The 21125-nt window shown below is 70.9% G+C and carries 20 protein-coding genes; 18 read left to right on the top strand and 2 right to left on the bottom strand.

Going from position 1 to position 21125, the window contains the following annotated elements:
- Window positions 1–55 precede the first annotated feature (55 nt).
- From F4556_RS04100 to F4556_RS04080, 5 genes are all read left to right on the top strand, one after another.
- Window positions 56–2290, top strand: a complete 2235-nt coding sequence (locus tag F4556_RS04100; protein ID WP_184911684.1) for a phosphatidylinositol-specific phospholipase C domain-containing protein — start codon at window positions 56–58, stop codon at window positions 2288–2290.
- A 116-nt stretch (window positions 2291–2406) separates the two neighbouring features.
- The gene (locus F4556_RS04095; RefSeq protein WP_184911682.1) at window positions 2407–3519 is read left to right on the top strand and encodes a M24 family metallopeptidase; all 1113 of its coding nucleotides are present in this window, start codon (window positions 2407–2409) and stop codon (window positions 3517–3519) included.
- Between the two features lie 73 nt (window positions 3520–3592).
- The gene (gene efp / locus F4556_RS04090; RefSeq protein ID WP_184911680.1) at window positions 3593–4156 is read left to right on the top strand and encodes an elongation factor P; all 564 of its coding nucleotides are present in this window, start codon (window positions 3593–3595) and stop codon (window positions 4154–4156) included.
- 2 nt (window positions 4157–4158) lie between these two features.
- On the top strand, window positions 4159–4599 hold the full coding sequence (gene nusB, locus F4556_RS04085; RefSeq protein ID WP_057228136.1) for a transcription antitermination factor NusB: 441 nt from the start codon (window positions 4159–4161) through the stop codon (window positions 4597–4599).
- 129 nt (window positions 4600–4728) lie between these two features.
- A complete protein-coding gene (locus tag F4556_RS04080; RefSeq protein ID WP_184911678.1) occupies window positions 4729–5547 on the top strand; it encodes a thioesterase family protein in 819 nt (272 codons plus the stop codon).
- A 3-nt stretch (window positions 5548–5550) separates the two neighbouring features.
- Here the strand turns inward: F4556_RS04080 and F4556_RS04075 are convergent, their stop codons facing one another.
- On the bottom strand, window positions 5551–6405 hold the full coding sequence (locus F4556_RS04075) for a hypothetical protein (RefSeq protein WP_184911677.1): 855 nt from the start codon (window positions 6403–6405) through the stop codon (window positions 5551–5553).
- A gap of 222 nt (window positions 6406–6627) precedes the next feature.
- Here F4556_RS04075 and F4556_RS04070 point away from each other — a divergent pair, with 222 nt between their 5' ends.
- On the top strand, window positions 6628–7494 hold the full coding sequence (locus F4556_RS04070; protein WP_184911675.1) for a DUF8829 domain-containing protein: 867 nt from the start codon (window positions 6628–6630) through the stop codon (window positions 7492–7494).
- A gap of 75 nt (window positions 7495–7569) precedes the next feature.
- Here F4556_RS04070 and bldD read toward each other — a convergent pair whose 3' ends face one another.
- The gene (bldD, locus tag F4556_RS04065) at window positions 7570–8073 is read right to left on the bottom strand and encodes a transcriptional regulator BldD (protein WP_057228131.1); all 504 of its coding nucleotides are present in this window, start codon (window positions 8071–8073) and stop codon (window positions 7570–7572) included.
- Window positions 8074–8380: 307 nt separating this feature from the next.
- On the opposite strand from bldD, the gene pyrR reads away from it, so the two are divergent.
- The 12 genes from pyrR (at window position 8381) to rpoZ (ending at window position 21007) form a co-directional block, all read left to right on the top strand.
- Window positions 8381–8989 carry a bifunctional pyr operon transcriptional regulator/uracil phosphoribosyltransferase PyrR gene (pyrR, locus tag F4556_RS04060; RefSeq protein WP_184911674.1) on the top strand — a complete coding sequence of 203 codons (609 nt, stop codon included), beginning with the start codon at window positions 8381–8383 and terminating at the stop codon, window positions 8987–8989.
- Window positions 8990–9059: 70 nt separating this feature from the next.
- Window positions 9060–10364, top strand: coding sequence for a dihydroorotase (locus F4556_RS04055; protein ID WP_184911672.1), 1305 nt, complete (start codon window positions 9060–9062; stop codon window positions 10362–10364).
- A gap of 50 nt (window positions 10365–10414) precedes the next feature.
- Entirely contained in the window at window positions 10415–10921 is a 507-nt protein-coding gene (locus F4556_RS04050; protein ID WP_221503899.1) for a PH-like domain-containing protein, read from the top strand.
- Window positions 10918–12120, top strand: a complete 1203-nt coding sequence (gene carA / locus F4556_RS04045) for a glutamine-hydrolyzing carbamoyl-phosphate synthase small subunit (RefSeq protein WP_184911669.1) — start codon at window positions 10918–10920, stop codon at window positions 12118–12120. Before F4556_RS04050 ends, carA begins: the two co-directional genes overlap by 4 nt.
- A gap of 2 nt (window positions 12121–12122) precedes the next feature.
- Window positions 12123–15431: a carbamoyl-phosphate synthase large subunit gene (gene carB, locus F4556_RS04040; protein ID WP_184911667.1), complete on the top strand. Its 3309-nt coding sequence runs from the start codon at window positions 12123–12125 to the stop codon at window positions 15429–15431.
- A 69-nt stretch (window positions 15432–15500) separates the two neighbouring features.
- Window positions 15501–16598: a quinone-dependent dihydroorotate dehydrogenase gene (locus F4556_RS04035; protein WP_184911665.1), complete on the top strand. Its 1098-nt coding sequence runs from the start codon at window positions 15501–15503 to the stop codon at window positions 16596–16598.
- A 188-nt stretch (window positions 16599–16786) separates the two neighbouring features.
- Window positions 16787–17641 (top strand): dihydroorotate dehydrogenase electron transfer subunit, encoded by an 855-nt coding sequence (locus tag F4556_RS04030; RefSeq protein ID WP_184911664.1) that lies wholly within the window; start codon window positions 16787–16789, stop codon window positions 17639–17641.
- Window positions 17641–18597, top strand: coding sequence for a dihydroorotate dehydrogenase (locus F4556_RS04025; RefSeq protein WP_184911663.1), 957 nt, complete (start codon window positions 17641–17643; stop codon window positions 18595–18597). The genes F4556_RS04030 and F4556_RS04025 overlap by 1 nt, the downstream gene beginning before the upstream one ends.
- A gap of 10 nt (window positions 18598–18607) precedes the next feature.
- Complete coding sequence (gene pyrF, locus F4556_RS04020) at window positions 18608–19441, top strand: orotidine-5'-phosphate decarboxylase (protein WP_184911661.1); 834 nt, start codon at window positions 18608–18610, stop codon at window positions 19439–19441.
- 283 nt (window positions 19442–19724) lie between these two features.
- Window positions 19725–20051, top strand: a complete 327-nt coding sequence (gene mihF / locus F4556_RS04015) for an integration host factor, actinobacterial type (protein WP_184911660.1) — start codon at window positions 19725–19727, stop codon at window positions 20049–20051.
- Window positions 20052–20123: 72 nt separating this feature from the next.
- A complete protein-coding gene (gmk, locus tag F4556_RS04010; protein WP_184911659.1) occupies window positions 20124–20681 on the top strand; it encodes a guanylate kinase in 558 nt (185 codons plus the stop codon).
- Window positions 20682–20740: 59 nt separating this feature from the next.
- Entirely contained in the window at window positions 20741–21007 is a 267-nt protein-coding gene (rpoZ, locus tag F4556_RS04005) for a DNA-directed RNA polymerase subunit omega (RefSeq protein ID WP_057228106.1), read from the top strand.
- Window positions 21008–21125: the final 118 nt, after the last annotated feature.

The raw sequence follows: 21125 nt of genomic DNA, 5'->3' as shown, positions 1-21125 counted from the left end.
GAGCGGCCCGGATTGGATCGGTGGACCAGCCTCCCACCGAAAAGGACGCCCCGCCGTGGCTCCACCGAAGTCCCGCTCTCCCCGGGCGGCCCGCGCCGCCCTGGTCCTCGCCGTCCTGGCGGCACCCGTGGCCGTGACGCACCCCGCCTCGGCGGACACCGTCCCGACCGCGGTGAACCCGCAGAACTGGATGTCCGGCGTCGGGGGCGAGACCCCGCTCAGCGCCATGACCGTCCCGGGCACGCACGAGACGATGGCGATCCACGGCGGCATGTTCGTCCAGACCCAGTACGACTACGGCGACAGCGGGGCGACCCTCGGGCACCAGCTGGACAGCGGCATCCGGGCCATCGACATCCGGGTCCGGGTGGTCGACGGCGGGTTCACCATCCACCACGGCGCGTACTACCAGAACGCGGTCTTCGACGACGTGCTCGGCCAGGCGCGGAACTTCCTGGCGGCCCACAGCAGCGAGACGATCCTGCTGCGCCTCCACGCGGAGTGCGGGGGCGACACCCTGGCCTCGCCGACCAGCTGCGTGGACCAGCCGTGGAAGGCGACCCAGGCCGAGCGGATGGCGATCCTCGACCGGTACGTCGAGCAGAACAAGGACCTCTTCTACGACAAGTCGGTCGTCAAGCCCACCCCGGCCGAGGGCGGTCTCTACTACTACCACCAGGCGGAGATCCCCAAGCTCTCCGAGGTGCGCGGCAAGATCGTGCTCACCAACTTCGAAGGGCCCGGCGGGGGCGACTACGGCTACGGGATCAAGGACTACAAGAGCCACCTCGGCGACCTGGACCAGCCCGCGAGCATCGAGCAGAAGTGGGACGCCGTCCGGACCCATCTGGACGAGGCCGCGCTGTCGAACAGTGGCATGTACGTCACCTACACCTCCGCTTCCACGGTCGCGCACACGCCGGACGGCTTCGCCAACGGCGAGTCCCGCATGATCGGCCCGCGCGAGCGCGTGAAGATCGAGGGCGTCAACAGCAAGCTGAGCGGCTACCTCGGCAGCCCGGACGTCACCAAGCACCTCGGCGTCGTCATGATGGACTTCCCCACCGGGAGCGTCATCGACCCGCTGATCAGCCGCAACCTCTCCCTCGCGGGCCCGAACAAGCCGGTCTTCCACGCCACACCGCCGTCCCGGTACTCGCTGGAGAACGCGTACTCCTACCTGGCCGGTGACCTCGACCGGTACGGCAGCGGCAGTGCCCTGCGGGTCCCGCAGAGCTACCGGGGCGGCTACTTCGACGACCCCCGCTTCGGCCCGGACGGCTTCCAGGCCAGCTTCACCTACGACAACGCGCTGGTGGTCGCGGCCTTCTTGCAGCGCGGCAACTCCGAGGACATCGGCCGCGCCACGGCCCTCGGCGACAGCCTGCTCTACGCCCAGGCCCACGACATCGTGCCCGACGGCCGGCTGCGCGCCTCGTACGAGCCCAACCCCTTCGTCACCGCCTCCGGCGCACCGTACGTCGGCGGCTTCTCGGTCTACACCGGCAACATGGCCTGGGCCGGCCTGACCTTCACCAGGCTCTACCACGTCACCGGCCAACAGCGGTTCCTGGACGGCGCGTTGAAGGCCGCCAACTGGATCCAGGCCAACGCGGCGGACAGCCGGGGCGCGGGCGGCTACACCGGGGGCCTGCGCAACGATGACGAGACCGGGGCGGAGATGATCCCGCTCCGCTGGAAGGCCACCGAACACAACATCGACACCGGCGCGTTCTTCCGGATGCTCGCCCAGGTCACCGGGGACGGCGTCTGGCAGAGCCGCTCCGACAACGCCTTCGCCTTCGTCCGTACCATGCAGGCCGCCAACGGCCACCTGTGGACGGGCACCGGCCTGGACGGCGTCACGATCAACGAGGACGTCGAGCCCGAGGACGTCCAGACCTGGAGCTACCTGGCCACCAAGGACCCGGCGTACGCGCCCGCCATCGACTGGACGGCGGGGCGGATGGCCGCCACCGACGGCGGCTTCTCCGGCGTCAGCTTCAGCGGGGCGGACACCAGCAAGGTCTGGTTCGAGGGCACCGCGCACCTGGCCGCCGCCTACCGGGCCCGCAACGCCCCGGGCGACGCCGACAAGGCGACCACCCTGCTGGCCACCATCGCGGCGGCCCAGACCAACGCCCCCAACAACGACGGCCGCGGCATCGTCGCCGCCTCCAGCGACGGCCTGAACACCGGGGAGGGCGACATCTACTACGCGGCCCTGCACACCGGCGCCACCGCGTGGTACCTGATCGCCGCGCAGGGCGGGAACCCGTTCGTCCTCTAGGCCCTCTCGTTCGGGTCACGTCGCCCGGCGTGATCCGAAAGAGAGGGCCTGGGGGTTGGCTTCCGATCGGGTGCGCTCGGGAGGCGGCTTCGGCGGCGGGTTCTTAGGCTCAGGGCATGGTTGAGGCATACGCGGCACGGCGCGAGCGGCTGAGGGCACACTGCAGTGCCTCCGGGGCCGACGCCGCGCTGATCACCCGAGCTGCGAACGTCCGCTACCTCACCGGCTGCGCCCCCTGCGGGGCCACCCTGTTGCTCACCAGGGAGCGCGCCGTCCTGGCGCTCCCCGAGGACCTGCCGCCGGACGACACCGGCGAACACCGGCTGCCGGACGACCCCGAGGTGGCCCGGCTGCCGGTGCCCGAGGGCACCGACACCGCGCTGGCCGCCGCCGAGGCGGCGGCCCGGCTGCGGGTCCGGGACCTCGCGGTCGAGGAGCACGACCTGACGGTCAGCCGGCACCGCAGGATCGCCGGGCTGGCCGAGGGCGTCGAGCTGACCGACCTGGCCCGGGCGGTCGAACAGCTGCGCGTCGTCAAGGACGAGCACGAGATCGCCGACCTGCGGATCGCCGCCGAGATCGCCGACCAGGCGCTCGGCGAGCTGCTCGAGTCGATCCTGGTCGGCCGCACCGAGCGCCATCTCGCGATGGAGCTGGAGCGCCGCATGATCGACCACGGCGCGGACCAGGCGGCCTTCCCGGTCTCGGTCGGCACCGGCAGCCACTCCGGCCTGGAGTTCCACCTGCCCACCGACCGCCGGGTGGAGGAGGGCGACTTCCTGACCGTGGTGCTCGGCGCCCAGTACCGGGGCTACGGCGTCTCCACCGCCAGGACCTTCGTGATCGGGGCGGCCCCGGCGCCCTGGCAGGTGGAGCTGCACCGGCTGGTGTTCCGGGCCCAACGGGCCGCCCGGGAGGCGCTCGGCCCGGGCGTTCCGCAGCACGCACCGGACCAGGCGGCCCGCGAGATCCTCCAGTCCGGGGGGTACGCGGAGAGCTCTCTGCACCCGCTCGGTCACGGCATCGGCCTGGAGATCCGGGAGGCGCCGCGTCTCGGGCCCGCGGACATGGGTAAACTGGACAATCGCGTGCCGGTCACCGTCGGTCCCGGGGTACACATCCCGGGTAAGGGTGGGGTCCGGATCGAGGACACGCTCGTGGTCCGTCCCCTCGAAGAGGGTGGTCCCGAGCTGCTCACCATCACTACCAAGGAGCTCCTCGCGCTGTAGCCGCCCCCGGGTGGTTGCGGTTCTGCGCAATCCCTTGGTTCCTTGACAGCTATATCCAGGAGTAAGTGCGCCCGTGGCTTCCACGAACGATCTCAAGAACGGCATGGTTCTCAAGCTGGACGGCGGCAAGCTGTGGTCCGTCGTCGAGTTCCAGCACGTCAAGCCCGGTAAGGGCCCGGCCTTCGTGCGCACGAAGCTCAAGGAGGTCCTGACCGGCAAGGTCGTCGACAAGACCTTCAACGCCGGCACCAAGGTCGAGACCGCCAGCGTCGACAAGCGCGGCATGCAGTTCTCGTACAAGGACGGCGAGCAGTTCGTGTTCATGGACACGGACACCTACGACCAGATCATGGTCGACCCGAAGGTCGTCGGCGACGCCGCCAACTACCTGCTGGAGGGCTTCGAGGCCCTGGTCGCGATGTACGAGGGCGCCGCCATCTACATCGAGCTCCCGGCCTCGGTCGAGCTGGTCATCTCGCACACCGAGCCCGGCGTGCAGGGCGACCGCTCCACCGGTGGCTCCAAGCCGGCCACCCTGGAGACCGGCGCCGAGATCGCCGTCCCGCTCTTCATCGTCACCGGCGAGAAGATCAAGGTCGACACCCGTGACGGCAGCTACCTGGGCCGGGTCAAGTAAAAGTGTCAGCTGCGCGCACCAAGGCCCGTACGCGGGCCTTCCAGATCCTCTTCGAGGCCGACCACCGTGGTGTCGACCCGCAGCGGGTGCTCGCCGACTGGATCGCGCGCTCGCGCGAGCCCAAGCCGGACGAGGGCATCCCGCAGGTGGCCGAGTACACCATGCAGTTGATCGAGGGATACGTCCAGCACGCCAGGAAGATCGACGACCTGATCTCCACCTACGCGGTGGGCTGGACCCTGGACCGGATGCCGATCGCGGACCGCAACGTCCTGCGCCTCGGCACCTACGAGCTGATCTGGGAGGACGGCGTCCCGGACGCGGTCGTCCTGGACGAGGCCGTCGAGATCGCCAAGGAGTACTCCACGGACGACTCCCCGGCCTTCGTGAACGGTCTGCTCGCCCGCTTCCTGGAGCTCAAGCCGACCATCCGTCGCGACTGACGCTCCGTCGCAGATGCCGCCGCCCCCTTCGTGGGGGCGGCGGCATTTTCGTGTTCCGCCGGATGGGGGAGCTGACGTATGTTTGGCTACCGACGGGTAACTCTTTTTGGCGAGAGGGCGGCTCCACCCATGACCACCGCGACACGCAGCGAGTTCGACCAGGGCATCGCCCTCAGCCCCGCCGGGCCGGGCCGGTACGCCGGAGAGCTCGGCGAGGGCTGGCAGATCGGCGGCGGGGTCAACGGCGGCCTGCTGCTCGCGGTCGCGGGCCACGCCCTGTCACTGGAGCACCCCGAGCACCCGGACCCGGTCTCGATCAGCGGCTACTACCTCTCGGCCTCGGTGCCAGGGCCGGTGGAGGTGCGGACCGAGACGGTGCGGCGCGGGCGTTCGCTGTCGACCGGGACTGCTTCGCTCCATCAGGACGGCGAGGAGCGGCTGCGGGTGCTCGCCACGTACGGAGACCTGGACGCGCAGGCGGGGGAGGTGCGGACCAGCGCCGTGCCGTTCGAGATGCCGCCGCCGGAGGAGTGCATCGGCGTCGAGCACGCGCCGAAGCAGCTGATCGAGCAGGCCGCGCTGCTGGAGCGGTTCGACCTGCGGCTGGACCCGGCGACGGTCGGCTGGGCGGTCGGCGCACCGTCCGGGAACGGGTGCATCCAGGGCTGGTTCCGGCTGGCGGATGGGCGGGAGCCCGACCCGTTGCAGCTGCTGCTGGTCGCGGACGCGCTGCCGCCGGTGACCTTCGACCTCGGCCTGCCGGGATGGGCGCCGACCATCGAACTGACGGTCCACCTGCGGGCCCGCCCCGCGGCGGGCTGGCTCCGGGTCAGGCACGCCACCCGGAACCTGGCCGGCGGCTACTTCGAGGAGGACGCCGAGGTGTGGGACTCCACCGGGCGCCTGGTCGCCCAGTCGCGGCAGCTGGCCCGGGCGCCGCGCGGATAGGGGCTAGTTGCAGCGCCCGCTCCCGCTGCGGCACGCCGGTGCACCTGCCGGTGGAGCCGAAGGTGCGGAGGAGTGGGCAGACGGCTCGACGTAGTACTCGGCGTCGAAGCTGAAGGCGGCGACGTAGCGGTGCGCCGTCGACCCGAGCAGGGCGGTCGAGTCGACGGGCCGCCAGGTGAAGTAGACGGCCCGGGCGGAAGTGTCGTTCCGGTACGGCATGCCGCCCGGGGAGCGGGCGTCGACCCAGCTGCCCCAACTGCCTGCGGCTGCCGGGACGGCCGGAACCTCCAGGACGTCGATGCTCAGGGTGAGGGGGCCGACGTGCTGACGGGTGTAGGACAGGTGGAGCCGGACCGGTACCTGCCGGGGGTGGGCCGACTCCGTGGCGGTCGGGTGGACCGGGCTGTCCGGTGCTTGCAGGTGCCGGTCCGCATCGGTCAACCACGTGCCGCCGTCGGGTAACCAGCCCAGGGCCGCCACCGTGCGGTCGAGTTCGTCCAGGCGCTGCCGGATCTCACCGTCGAAGGCGAGGTAGGTGGTGCCGGCCCGGCGGCAGGACACCGGGTCCCAGCGTGCCCCGCCGCTGCCGAACGACCCCGACCGGGATCGGGAGAAGCACACGTCGGCGGCGGAGGTGCCGAGCTGCTCGGCCCAGGGCGTCCGTGCGTGCAGGAGGCCGAGTTGGCTGTCCGTCAGCTCCGTGGCCGACCGGTCGGCGGCGCGGGTCGCCGGTGCGTTCGCCATCGCCGTGACGTCCGGTGGGTCGGCGTCCCCGGGGAGGGACAGCAGCGCCCACCAGAACAGCCCGACGGCCGGCGCGCCCACCACGGCGACCCCGGCGGTCACCCTCCGGATCATGGTCCGTAGTTCCATCCCGCCACCCCCGTGAGCCGTTGTCCTCATCGTGCGGCTGCGGTGCGGATCCGGGACCGGTCCGTCGGCGGATCGAGTCAGAACGGTGATGGCACCGTTGCCCGAATCTCACCGTCAGTTACAGAGCTGTGACACCTGGTGCGTGTGCGACCCCGGTGGGCGGGGAGGTAGAGGGGCAAGCACCCCCTCCACCCCCAGGAGCCTCCGATGAGCCGCAACGGTCGCACCCCCCGTTCCTCCCGCTGCACCGCCGCCGGGCGTCCGGCCCGGCTGGAGGGGCAGGCGTTCGTGACGGGCATCCTGACCAGTCGGGCCGACTTCGAGCGGGCGCGGGAGTGGCAGTTGGCGGAGGCGGCCGACTACGACAGCTACCTGTTGGACACCGCGGTGCTGCTGGACGAGGCGCGGCGGACCTTCGGGCTGGTGCAGGCGCGGATGTTCCACCCGGAGGACTTCGCGGACTTCTGCCTGCTGCACGGGCTCGACCCGGCGGAGCCGGGGTCGCGGGACCGGTACCTGGTCAACCCGCCGTTGCAGACCCAGCTGCTGCCGTACCAGGGGGAGGAGCTGACGGGTGACTTCATTCCGCGTCTGATCCGGGCCAGGGAGAGCGGTCTGACGCTGCGCCACGCGGATCTGCTGGTGGACGGCGGGCTGTTCGAGCCGGACGAGGAGACCGATCCGGCGGTGAAGCGGGCGTACCAGTCGGCGGCGGAGCTGTTCCGGCGGATGCTGGTGGGGGCCGGGGCGGGGACGTACCAGTTCCGCTGTGCGGTGGAGGGCCCCGGGGGCAGGCTGACCGCCGAGGCCAGGATCCTGCACTGGGAGGACGGGGTGGTGCGGATCAACGACGAGGACCTGGACCTGGTGGTCGCGGTGCTCTGTGCCGGGCTCTACCGCGAGCTGCCGGGGGCGGCACTGCTGCACGGGACGCAGGGTTCGGCGGGGGCCTGCGGCGAGTACCGGCAGGTGTCCTGGGCGTGGCAGAGCGGCGGGACGGGGTACCGGCCGGCCACGGCGCAGCTGGAGGGGGTTCGGGCGGAGCCGGGGTTCAGCCTCGGCTCGGTCTGCTGATGGGGAACGGCCGACGGCGGGGTGGGTGACCTCGGTCTCCCGCCCCGCCGTGACGTTTCTGCATCCGGCGTCAGGTCAGCCGGCGTCCTCGTCCCGCACCGCGCGGCGCGCGTCCGGGTTCAGCACGCCCCAGCTGATCAGCTGCTCGGTGAGGATCGAGGGGGACTGGTCGTAGATCACGGCCAGGGTGCGCAGGTCGTCCTGACGGATCGACAGCACCTTGCCGTTGTAGTCCCCGCGCTGGCTCTGGATGGTGGCGGCGTAACGCTGGAGCGGACCGGCCTTCTCGGACGGCACCTGGGTCAGTCTCTCCAGGTCGAGCACCAGGCGCGGCGGCGGCTCGGCCGCACCACCGGGCGTACCGCCGGGCAGCAGCTCCTGCACCGGCACGCCGTAGAACTCGGCCAGCTCGGCGAGGCGCTGCACCGTGACCGCGCGGTCCCCACGCTCGTACGAGCCGACCACCACGGCCTTCCAGCGCCCCTGGGACTTCTCCTCGACGCCGTGCAGGGAGAGCCCCTGCTGAGTGCGGATCGCCCGGAGCTTGGCCCCGAGCTGCTTCGCGTAGTCGCTGGACATTGGTCTCCCCGGACGAGATTGCTTCGCGTTGAGTGTGCGTCACGAGCAGCGAGTGGTTCAGCCGCGGTTTCCGCCCGCGTTACCGATGGGTTCGGCGGCCGTCTCGTAACTCACTGTGAGGTTACGTAGAGTGAGTAGTTGCGTCAAGCCGAATGGGGCAGTCGTGCGAACGACACCCGCAGGTCGGGGCGGCGAGCGGCGGTGATCGCGCTGTTAGGATGACGGTGGCTTCCGGCGCGACCGGGCGCCGTCCACAGACATCCTTTAAAGCCCGTCCAGTGAGGCGGGGAAGGAGGTCGGCTTCGGCATGACCACACGCATCGATACCGCGCGTCCACCGCACCAGGTGCTGGACGCCACCGACGTGGCCCGGGTGATCACCCGGATCGCACACGAGATCGTCGAGCGCGCCAAGGGCGCGGAGGACGTCGTGCTGCTCGGCATCCACACCCGTGGAGTGCACCTCGCCCGCCGTCTGCACGCCAAGCTGGCGCAGATCACCGGTCGCGACATACCCCTCGGCACCCTGGACATCACGATGTACCGGGACGACCTCCAGCTGAAGCCGGCCCGCGCGGCCGAACACACCGAGATCCCGCCCGGCGGGATCGAGGGCAAGCTGGTGATCCTGGTCGACGACGTGCTGTTCTCCGGCCGCACCATCCGGGCCGCGCTCGACGCGCTCAGCGACATCGGCCGCCCGCGCGCCGTGCAGCTGGCCGTGCTGGTCGACCGCGGCCACCGCGAACTGCCGATCCGGGCCGACTACGTGGGCAAGAACCTGCCGACCTCGCTGCGCGAGGCGGTCCAGGTGCAGCTCTCCGACGTGGACGGCCGGGACGCCGTCCTGGTCGGGGACCGCGACTACGCGGCCCGGTCCTCGCAGGCCCTCGCCACCCAGCGCTCCGGGGAGTAGCGGGCGTCGGCGCCACCGAGCGCCCGTCCGTGCTGCCCCGTACCCTCGCACCGACCCCCGGAGTACAGCTGTGACCAGCTATCTGATCCGCAACGCCCAGATCCTCGGCGGCACCCCGCAGGACCTGTACCTCGCCGACGGCGTGATCGCCGACATCGGCACCGGCCTGACCGTCGAGGCCGACGTCGACATCGACGCCCGCGGCCTGATCGTGCTGCCCGGCCTGGTGGACCTGCACACCCACCTGCGCCAGCCCGGCAAGGAGGACGCCGAGACCGTCCTGACGGGCACTCAGGCCGCCGCCAAGGGCGGCTACACCGCCGTGCACGCGATGGCCAACACCACCCCGACCGCCGACAACCCCGCCGTGGTCGAGCTGGTCCACCAGCTCGGCAAGGACTCCGGCTACTGCGACGTGCACCCGGTCGGTGCCGTCACGGTCGGCCTGGAGGGCAAGGAGCTGGCCGAGCTGGACGGCATGCACCGCTCGGCGGCCGGCGTGAAGGTCTTCTCGGACGACGGCAAGTGCGTGGACGACGCGGCGCTGATGCGCGCCGCGCTGGAGTACGTGAAGACCGTCGACGGCGTGGTGGCCCAGCACGCCCAGGAGCCCCGGCTGACCGAGGGCGCCCAGATGAACGAGGGCACCGTCTCCGCCGAGCTCGGCCTGCCCGGCTGGCCCGCGGTGGCGGAGGAGGCGATCATCGCCCGGGACGTGCTGCTCGCCTCGCACCTCGGGGCCCGGCTGCACGTCTGCCACCTGTCGACCAAGGGCTCGGTGGAGATCGTCCGCTGGGCCAAGGCCCAGGGCTGGGACGTCACCGCCGAGGTGACGCCGCACCACCTGCTGCTCACCGACGAGCTGGTGCGCACCGAGGACGCCGTCTTCAAGGTCAACCCGCCGCTGCGCACCGAGGCCGACGTGCACGCGCTGCGCGCCGCGCTGGCCGACGGCACCATCGACGCGGTGGCCACCGACCACGCGCCGCACCCGGACGCCGACAAGGACTGCGCCTGGGCGGTCGCCGCGATGGGCATGGTCGGTCTGGAGACCGCGCTCTCGGTGGTGCAGCAGAGCATGGTCGAGACCGGCCTGCTGAACTGGGAGGGCGTCGCGGACCGGATGTCGCACCGCCCGGCCCGGATCGGCCGGCTGACCGGCCAGGGGCGTCCCGTCTCGGTCGGCGAGCCTGCCAACCTGGTGCTCTTCGATCCCGGCTACCGTGGGACCGTGACTGCCGACACCTTCGCCACCCGTAGCCGTAACACCCCGTTCAAGGGCCTCGAGCTGCCCGGGAGGGTGCACGCCACCTTCCTGCGCGGCGAGGCCACCGTGCTGGCGGGCGAGCTCGCCGAGCTGGGCGGGGCGAAGTGATCGCGCAGGAGAAGGCCCAGGTCACCGACTGGTCCAGCTACATCGGGTGGATGGTCGGGCTGGCCATCCTGGTCGGGCTCGTCTACTGGCTGATGCGGCAGGGCTGGAACTGGCGCCGCACCCTGCAGTCCGACCTGCCGCCGCTGCCGGAGCTGCCCGCAGACCCGGGCGCCGCGCTGCTGGAGACCACCGGGCGCTACCACGGCTCCACCACCGCCGGGAACTGGCTGGACCGGGTCGTCGCGCACGGCCTGGGGACCCGCAGCCTGGCCGAACTGACCCTGACCGAGCGGGGCCTGCTGGTCCGTCGCCCCGGTGACGTGGACTTCTGGATCCCGGCCGGGAGCCTGACGGCGGCCCGGACCGACTCCGGGATCGCGGGCAAGGTCGTCCCCGGCGGGCTGCTGGTCATCACCTGGACGAACGAAGGCACCGCGCTGGACTCCGGCTTCCGGGCCGACCACGCCGAGCAGCACACCGCCTGGGTCGAGGCGGTCGAAGCTCTGGTGACACGACGTACGACGAAGACGAAGAAGACGGAAGAGGCCATCTCATGACCGCACCTGCCCCCACCACCAAGCGCCACAGGCGGGAGCGAGTGCCCGCCGTGCTCGTCCTGGAGGACGGCCGCACCTTCCGTGGGCAGGCCTACGGCGCGGTCGGCGAGACCTTCGGCGAGGCGGTCTTCAACACCGGCATGTCCGGCTACCAGGAGACCCTGACCGACCCCTCGTACCACCGTCAGGTGGTCGTCATGACGGCGCCTCAGATCGGCAACACGGGCTGGAACGACGAGGACGACGAGTCGAAGCAGATCTGGGTGGCCGGGTACGTCGTGCGCGACCCCGCCCGGGTGGCGTCGAACTGGCGCTCGGAGCGCTCGCTGGACGAGGAGCTGGTCAACCAGGGCGTCGTCGGCATCAGCGGCATCGACACCCGGGCGCTCACCCGGCACCTGCGCGAGCGCGGGGCGATGCGGGTCGGCATCTTCTCCGGCCCCGCGCTGGCGGACGAGGCCGAGCTGCTGGCCCGGGTCAACCAGGCGCCCGAGATGAAGGGCGCCGACCTGTGCGCCGAGGTCGCCACCAAGGAGACCTACGTCGTCCCGGCGATCGGCCCTGGCGGCGAAGCCCTGCCCATCGGTACTGCGAAGTACACCGTCGCCGCGCTGGACCTGGGCATCAAGGGCATGACCCCGCACCGGATGGCTGAGCGCGGCATCGAGGTGCACGTCTTCCCGGCCAACTCCACGGTCGAGGAGCTCTACTCGGTGAACCCGGACGGGGTGTTCTTCTCGAACGGTCCCGGTGACCCGGCCACCGCCGACCACCAGGTGTCGGTCGCCCGTGAGGTGCTGGCGAAGAAGACGCCGTTCTTCGGCATCTGCTTCGGCAACCAGATCCTCGGCCGCGCGCTGGGCTTCGGCACCTACAAGCTCAAGTACGGCCACCGCGGCATCAACCAGCCGGTGCAGGACCGCACCACCGGCAAGGTCGAGGTCACCGCGCACAACCACGGCTTCGCCGTGGAGGCGCCGCTGGACAAGGTGAGTGACACCCCGTTCGGCCGCGCCGAGGTCTCCCACGTCTGCCTGAACGACGACGTGGTCGAGGGCCTGCAGTGCCTGGACACCCCCGCGTTCTCGGTCCAGTACCACCCGGAGGCGGCGGCCGGTCCGCACGACGCCGCCTACCTGTTCGATCGCTTTGTCGACCTGATGGCCGGCGCCCCGGCCCGCACCACCGCAGGGAGCTGACCGTGCCGAAGCGCACTGACATCAAGTCCGTCCTGGTGATCGGCTCCGGCCCGATCGTCATCGGCCAGGCGGCGGAGTTCGACTACTCCGGCACCCAGGCCTGCCGCGTTCTGCGGGCCGAGGGCCTGCGGGTCGTGCTGGTGAACTCCAACCCGGCCACCATCATGACCGACCCGGAGATCGCCGACGCGACCTACGTCGAGCCGATCACCCCCGAGTTCGTCGAGAAGATCATCGCCAAGGAGCGCCCCGACGTGCTCCTGCCGACCCTCGGTGGGCAGACCGCGCTGAACACCGCGATCTCGCTGCACGAGAACGGCGTGCTCGCCAAGTACGGCGTCGAGCTGATCGGCGCCAACGTCGAGGCGATCCACAAGGGCGAGGACCGCCAGCTGTTCAAGGGCGTGGTCGAGGCGGTCAACGCCAAGATCGGCCACGGCGAGTCGGCCCGTTCGGTGATCTGCCACTCGATGGACGACATCATCAACGGCGTGGAGACGCTCGGCGGCTACCCGGTCGTGGTCCGCCCCTCCTTCACCATGGGCGGCGCCGGTTCCGGCTTCGCGCACGACGAGGGCGAGCTGCGCCGGATCGCCGGCCAGGGCCTGGCCCTGTCGCCGACCACCGAGGTGCTCCTGGAGGAGTCCATCCTCGGCTGGAAGGAGTACGAGCTCGAGCTGATGCGCGACAAGAACGACAACGTCGTGGTGGTCTGCTCGATCGAGAACTTCGACCCGATGGGCGTGCACACCGGTGACTCGATCACCGTCGCCCCGGCGATGACCCTGACGGACCGTGAGTACCAGACGCTCCGTGACATCGGCATCGCGATCATCCGCGAGGTCGGCGTCGACACCGGCGGCTGCAACATCCAGTTCGCGATCAACCCGGTGGACGGCCGGATCATCGTGATCGAGATGAACCCCCGGGTCTCCCGCTCCTCCGCGCTGGCCTCCAAGGCCACCGGCTTCCCGATCGCCAAGATCGCGGCCAAGCTGGCGGTCGGCTACACGCTGGACGAGATCCCGAACGACATCACCGAGAAGACCCCGGCCTCGTTCGAGCCCTCGCTCGACTACGTCGTGGTCAAGGTGCCCCGGTTCGCGTTCGAGAAGTTCCCTTCGGCGGACGCCACCCTCACGACCACCATGAAGTCGGTCGGCGAGGCGATGGCGATGGGCCGGAACTTCCCCGAGGCGCTGAACAAGGCGCTGCGCTCGCTGGAGAAGAAGGGCTCGCAGTTCTCCTGGATCGGCGAGCTCGGCGACAAGGACGAGCTGCTGACCAAGGCTCAGGTCCCGACCGACGGCCGGATCAACACCGTGATGGACGCGATCCGGGCCGGTGCCACCCAGCAGGAGGTCTTCGACGCCACGAAGATCGACCCGTGGTTCGTCGACCAGCTGTTCCTGATCGACGAGATCGCCGTCGAGCTGGCCGAGGCCGAGCGCCTCGACCCGGAGCTGCTGCGGCACGCCAAGCGGCACGGTTTCTCCGACCAGCAGATCGGTGAGATCCGCGGCCTGAAGGCCGACGTGGTCCGCGAGGTGCGGCACGCGCTGGGCATCCGTCCGGTCTTCAAGACCGTGGACACCTGCGCCGCCGAGTTCGCCGCCAAGACCCCGTACTTCTACTCGTCCTACGACGAGGAGAGCGAGGTCGCCTCCCGCACCAAGCCCGCCGTGATCATCCTGGGCTCCGGCCCGAACCGGATCGGCCAGGGCATCGAGTTCGACTACTCCTGCGTGCACGCCTCCTTCGCGCTCAGCGAGGCCGGGTACGAGACCGTGATGGTCAACTGCAACCCGGAGACGGTCTCCACCGACTACGACACCTCCGACCGGCTCTACTTCGAGCCGCTCACCCTGGAGGACGTGCTGGAGATCGTGCACGCGGAGACGCTGGCCGGTCCGCTGGCCGGTGTCATCGTCCAGCTCGGCGGCCAGACCCCGCTCGGCCTGGCCCAGGCGCTCAAGGACAACGGCGTGCCGATCGTCGGCACCCAGCCCGAGGCGATCGACCTGGCCGAGGAGCGCGGCGCGTTCGGCCGGGTGCTGCGCGACGCGGGCCTGCCCGCGCCCAAGCACGGCACCGCCTTCTCGTTCGAGGACGCCAAGGCGATCGCGGACGAGATCGGCTACCCGGTGCTGGCCCGCCCGTCGTACGTGCTCGGCGGCCGTGGCATGGAGATCGTCTATGACGAGCCGTCACTCGCCTCCTACCTGGAGCGGCACGCGGGTCTGATCTCCGAGCACCCGGTGCTGATCGACCGCTTCCTGGACGACGCGGTCGAGATCGACGTGGACGCGCTCTACGACGGCGAGGAGCTCTACCTCGGCGGCGTGATGGAGCACATCGAGGAGGCCGGCATCCACTCCGGCGACTCGGCCTGTGCGCTGCCCCCGATCACCCTCGGCGGCTACGACATCAAGCGGCTGCGGGTCTCCACCGAGGCGATCGCCAAGGGCGTCGGGGTGCGCGGCCTGATCAACATCCAGTTCGCGCTGGCCGGCGACATCCTCTACGTGCTGGAGGCCAACCCGCGTGCCTCGCGCACCGTGCCGTTCACCTCCAAGGCGACCGCCGTGCCGCTGGCCAAGGCCGCCGCCCGGATCTCGCTCGGCGCCACCATCGCCGAGCTGCGCAAGGAGGGCCTGCTCCCGGCCGAGGGCGACGGCGGCACACTGCCCGCCGACTGCCCGATCTCGGTCAAGGAGGCCGTGATGCCGTGGAGCCGCTTCCGCGACATCCACGGCCGGGGCGTGGACACCGTGCTCGGCCCGGAGATGCGCTCCACCGGCGAGGTGATGGGCATCGACAAGGTGTTCGGCACCGCGTACGCCAAGGCGCAGGCCGGCGCGTACGGCGCGCTGCCGACCTCCGGCAAGGTCTTCGTCTCGGTCGCCAACCGCGACAAGCGCAACCTGGTCTTCCCGGCCCGGGCGTTCGTCGAGATGGGCTTCGAGGTGCTCGCCACCTCCGGCACCGCCGAGGTGCTGCAGCGCGGCGGCATCCCGTCCACCGTGGTGCGCAAGCACAGCGAGGGTCCGGGCCCGGACGGCGAGCGGACCATCGTGCAGCTGATCCACGACGGCGAGGTCGACCTGATCATCAACACCCCGTACGGGACGGGTGGCCGGCTCGACGGCTACGAGATCCGTACCGCGGCGGTGTCGCGCGGCGTGCCGTGCCTGACGACCGTTCAGGCGATGGGTGCGGCCGTCCAGGGCAGCGCGGCGCTGGTGCGCGGCGACATCGGGGTGATGTCGCTCCAGGAGCACGCGGCGCTGATCAACGCGGGTCGTAAGTAGCAGGACTCTGGTGGGGGGCACCGCAGGCCGGTGCCCCCCACTTCCATGCCAGTTGAGGAAGGCTCAGCCTTGTACAAGCTCCTGTTCGACCTGGTCTTCAAGAAGATGGACCCGGAGAAGGCCCACCACCTCGCTTTCTTCTGGATCAGGCTGGCCGCCTCGGTGCCCGGTCTGCGCCAGCTGGTGAAGGCGGTGCTGGCCCCCCGGGACCCGGCGCTGCGCACCGCCGCGCTCGGGCTCGACCTGCCGGGCCCGTTCGGCCTCGGCGCGGGCTTCGACAAGAACGGGATCGGCATCGACGGCCTGTCGATGCTCGGCTTCGACTTCGTCGAGATCGGCACCGTCACCGGTGAGCCGCAGCCGGGCAACCCGGCGCCGCGGCTGTTCCGGCTGGTCGAGGACCGGGCGCTGATCAACCGGATGGGCTTCAACAACCAGGGCTCGGCCCGGGTCGCGGCCCGGCTCAAGGCCCGTCCGCACACCAGCTCCACCCCGGTGATCGGCGTCAACATCGGCAAGACCAAGGTGGTCGAGGAGGTCGACGCCACCGAGGACTACGTGAAGAGCACCGAGCGGCTGGCCGAGTACGCCGACTACCTGGTGGTCAACGTCAGCTCGCCGAACACCCCCGGCCTGCGCAACCTGCAGACCGTCTCCACGCTCGGACCGTTGCTGGTGGACGTCCGCCGGGCAGCCGACCGGGCCACCCCGCACCACGTGCCGCTGCTGGTGAAGATCGCCCCCGACCTGGCCGACGAGGACATCGACGAGATCGCCGACATGGCGCTCCAGATCGGCCTGGACGGCATCATCGCCACCAACACCACGATCGGGCGGGACGGGCTGAAGGAGTCCGCCGCGCGGATCGAGGAGATCGGCATGGGCGGTCTTTCGGGCGCCCCGCTCAAGGCCCGCTCGCTGGAGGTGCTGCAGCGGCTGCGGGCGCGGACCGAGGGCCGGCTGGTGCTGGTCGCCGTGGGCGGCATCGAGACGGCGGACGACGCCTGGGAGCGGATCACGCACGGGGCCGACCTGGTGCAGGGGTACAGCGCGTTCGTCTACGAGGGGCCGTTCTGGATGCGGCGGATGCACAAGGGCCTGTCGGCCCGGCTTCGGGCGAGCGGCTTCGCGTCGATCAGCGAGGCGGTCGGCAGCGCCAAGGCGTAGCGCGTGCAACTGGCTGGAGGCGCTTGGCTGCGGGGAGAGGTCTTCCGATTCGCGCAGTTCCTCGCGCCCCTGGTGGGTCCGACCGTAGGAGTCGTACCGACAGGCCGGACGGGTGTGCCGGAGGAAGTGACAGGGGGCCGTCCGGTTTGGCAGAGTGCAGCGCGAGTCTGCCGGAAAGGTGAGTTCTGATGGCCCATCCAGTTCAGACCGAGGCCGAGGTGGTCGAGTCCGCCCCGGCCGGGGCGTACCGGCGGCTGGTGCTGCGGGCGCCCGAGGCGGCTCGCCGGGTCAGGCCCGGGCACTTCGCCACCCTGGCGGTCGGCGGTGGCACCTCCTCGATGCTGCTGCGGCGGGCCTTCTCGATCCACCGGGCCGATGTCGAGGCGGGCACCATCGAACTGGTGGTCGCCGAACACGGGCCGGGGACACGGGAGTTGGTGCGCAGCCGGGTCGGCGACCGGCTGAGCCTGATCGCCCCGCTGGGCACCCCCTTCCCGCTGCCCGAGGGCCCGGTCAGCGCGCTGCTGGTGGCCGGCGGCTACGGCAGCGCACCGCTCTTCCCACTCGCCGAGGAGATCAAGCGGCGCGGCGGCCAGGTCGGCTTCATCCTCGGCGCGGCCACCGAGGCGCGGCTGTTCGGGGTGGAGGCCGCCCGGGCCCTCACCCAGGACGTGCTGGTGGTCACCGAGGACGGCTCGGCCGGGCTGACCGGTCTGGTCACCGAACCGCTGGCGCAGGCGATCAAGGCGATCGACGCCACCGTCGTACACGCCTGCGGCCCGATGCCGATGCTGCGCGCGGTGACCGGCATCGCCGAGGAGCTCGGCACCCGCTGCTGGACCGCCGTGGAGGAGTCGATGGCCTGCGGCGTCGGCATCTGCATGACCTGCGTGCTGCCGGTGGTCGGCGAGGACGGGGTGAGCCGGTTCGTCCGCTCCTGCACCGACGGCCCGGTCTTCGACGGCGCCAAGGTGCGCTGGGCGGACCTCGGGACCGTCCCCGCCGACCTGGAAGGCGCCGCCGCGATGGGGGTGCGGGGCTGATGGAGCCTCAGCAGGTCGACCTGACCGCGCCCTTCGGCGGCCGTACCCTGCCCAACCCGCTGACCACCGCCTCCGGCTGCGCCGGGTACGGCCGGGAGCTGGCCAAGTTCGTCCCGCTGGACGCACTGGGCTCGGTCACCACCAAGACGATCATGCCGTACGCCCGGTCGGGCCGGGCCACGCCCCGGATGGCCGAGACGCCGTCCGGGATGCTCAACTCGATCGGCCTGCAGGGCGCCGGGATCGCCCACTTCGTCAAGCACGAACTGCCCTGGCTGGCCGAGCGCGGCGCCCGGGTGCTGGTGTCGATCGCGGGGGAGCGGCTGGAGGAGTTCGCCGAGGTCGCCGAGCAGCTCAACGGGCAGCCCGGGGTGATCGGCCTTGAGCTCAACATCTCCTGTCCGAACGTCGCCGACCGGGGCCTGGTCTTCGCCTGCAATCCGGCCACCTCCTACGACGTGGTGCGGGCGGTGCGCCGGGTGGCCGACGCCGAGCTGCCGGTCTACGCCAAGCTCTCGCCCGACGTCACCTCGATCACCGAGATCGCCGCCGCCTGCGTCCAGGCCGGGGCGGACGGGCTCTCGATGATCAACACCACCCTCGGCATGGCGATCGACCCGGTCACCATGCGCCCGGCCCTGGCCGGGACCACCGGCGGCGTGTCGGGCCCGGCGATCCGGCCGATCGCGGTCCGCTGCGTCCACCAGGTGCACGCCGAGATGCTGGCCGGACGCATCCCGCGGGTCCCGATCCTCGCGATGGGCGGCCTGCGCACCGGCCTGGACGCGCTGGAGTTCGCCCTCGCCGGGGCCTCCGGCGTCGCCGTCGGCACCACCCTGTTCAACGACCCGGCCGCCCCGCTGCGCATCCTCGACGAGCTGCGCACCGAGCTGGCGGCCCGGGACTTCACGAGTTTCACCGATGCGGTGGGGTACGCCCACCGACCCGTCAGCTGAAAGGCCATCCATGACCCTCGCTCCCTTCGGTGCCCGTCTGCACGCCGCCCTGGAGACCCGCGGCCGGCTCTGCGTCGGCATCGACCCGCACGCCTCGCTGCTCACCGCCTGGGGCCTGAACGACGACCTCGCCGGTCTGGAGACGTTCAGCCGCACCGTGGTGGAGGCGCTGGCCGGGGAGGTCGCGGTGCTCAAGCCGCAGGCCGCGTTCTTCGAGCGGTTCGGCTCCCGGGGCATCGCGGTGCTGGAGCGCTCGGTCACCGAGGCCAGGGAGGCCGGGGCGCTGGTGCTGATGGACGCCAAGCGCGGCGACATCGGCTCCACCATGGCCGCGTACGCGGAGACCTTCCTCTCTCCGGACCGCGCGCTGTTCTCGGACGCCCTGACGGTCAGTCCGTACCTGGGCTTCGGCTCGCTGCAGCCGGCCGTCGACCTGGCCCGGGCGAACGGCTGCGGCCTGTTCGCGCTGGCGCTCACCTCCAACCCGGAGGGGCACGAGGTGCAGCGCGCGGTCGGCGCCGACGGCGTGAGCGTGGCGCAGGGCGTGCTGAACCGGCTGGCGGCGGAGAACAAGGGCGCCGAGCCGCTCGGGTCGTTCGGCGCGGTGGTCGGCGCGACCCTCGCCGAGGCCGGTGCGGACCTCGCCATCAACGGCCCGCTGCTGGCTCCGGGCGTCGGCGCCCAGGGGGCCACCGCGGCCGACCTGCCCCGGGTGTTCGGCGACTCGGTGCGCAACGTGGTGCCCAGCGTGAGCCGCGACATCCTCAAGCACGGCCCCTCGGTGGCGGCCCTGCGGGCGGCCTCGGCGCGCTTCGTCGAGGAGATCGCGGCGGCGGTGAAGTAGCCGGCCCCACGTGAGGAGCGTCACACTGGCCGGTCGGACGGGCCGTCAGGCCGGTTGATTTGCCCGGAAAAGTCCTGGTCGACCTCGGCTGACCAGGACTTTTCGTGTTCTTCTCCTGACGTGCGGCCTCAAGTTGGGTAGTGTCCGGCGGGAGGTCACCGAGGGGCGGCGGGAATCGTCGCTTTTGCAGGTCAGAGCCCTTGGGTTCACCCTGCGATCGGTGTACTTCAGGCACCAACCAGTCATAGCTCATCCCTTCCTTCCACACCCTGAGGTGAACGGCGTGGCTCTTCCGCCCCTTACCCCTGAACAGCGCACCGCTGCGCTCGCCAAGGCTGCCGAAGCCCGTCGGAAGCGCGCCGATGTGAAGAACAAGCTGAAGCACGCCGGCGCTTCGCTGCACGACGTGATCAAGGCGGGCAAGGCCGATGACGAGGTCATCGGCAAGATGAAGGTCTCCGCTCTCCTGGAGAGCATGCCGGGCGTCGGCAAGGTCCGCGCCAAGCAGATCATGGAGCGTCTGGGTATCTCCGAGAGCCGTCGGGTCCGCGGCCTCGGGACGAACCAGATCGCCTCCCTGGAGCGGGAGTTCGGCAGCACCGCCTCCTGATCGCCTCCTGCGCCGACACCGGGTCGCGACCCGGTGGTCCCCGGACCGTCCGCGATCCGGGATAATCGGTGCATGAGTGAACGTCCGCGGCTGACCGTGCTCTCCGGCCCTTCGGGGGTCGGCAAGAGCACGGTCGTCGCTCATCTGAGGAAGCAGCACCCCGAGCTCTGGCTCTCGGTGTCGGTGACCACCCGGCACCCGAGGCCCGGCGAGAAGAACGGGGTCCACTACTACTTCGTCGACAACGACGAGTTCGAGAAGCTGATCGCCAACGGCGAGCTGCTGGAGTGGGCCGTCTTCGCCGGGAACCGGTACGGCACCCCGCGTGCGGCGGTGCTGGAGAAGCTGGAGAACGGCGTCCCGGTGCTGCTGGAGATCGACCTCCAGGGGGCCCGGCAGGTCCGCGAGTCGATGCCCGAGGCGCGCCTGGTCTTCCTGGGCCCGCCGAGCTGGGACGAGCTGGTCCGCCGGCTCACCGGCCGGGGCACCGAGCCGCAGGACGTGATCGACCGTCGGCTCGAGGCCGCGAAGGTGGAGCTGGCCGCCGAGAGCGAGTTCGACACGACCCTTGTCAACAGGTCGGTCGAGCAGGTAGCGACCGAACTGCTAGCCTTGCTCGGTGTGGCCTGATCGGATCTTGTGATCTGATCAGCATTCTGTCTTTCTCATTCTTTGCGGAAGGTTTTCGCGTGTCCTCTTCCATGACCGCGCCCGAGGGCATCATCAACCCGCCGATCGACGAGCTGCTCGAGGCCACGGACTCGAAGTACAGCCTGGTGATCTACGCCGCCAAGCGCGCCCGTCAGATCAACGCGTACTACTCCCAGCTGGGTGAGGGTCTCCTCGAGTACGTCGGCCCGCTGGTGGACACCCACGTGCACGAGAAGCCGCTGTCGATCGCGCTGCGCGAGATCAACGCGGGCATGCTCACCGCTGAGGCCATCGACGCCGCCTGAGCCACGTCGCTCAGTGGAAGGGCCCGCCGGAGTTCGCTCCGGCGGGCCCTTCCGTGTGTCCAGGGCCATGGTGCGGCGCGGATCTGATGCGCCGTAGGGTTGGCCACGTCCCGCCCTT

This window comes from Kitasatospora gansuensis (assembly GCF_014203705.1).
In the GTDB taxonomy this organism is placed as follows: domain Bacteria; phylum Actinomycetota; class Actinomycetes; order Streptomycetales; family Streptomycetaceae; genus Kitasatospora; species Kitasatospora gansuensis.
Note: the sequence above shows the minus strand (reverse complement) of the source record. Positions and strands in the feature narration are given on the sequence as shown.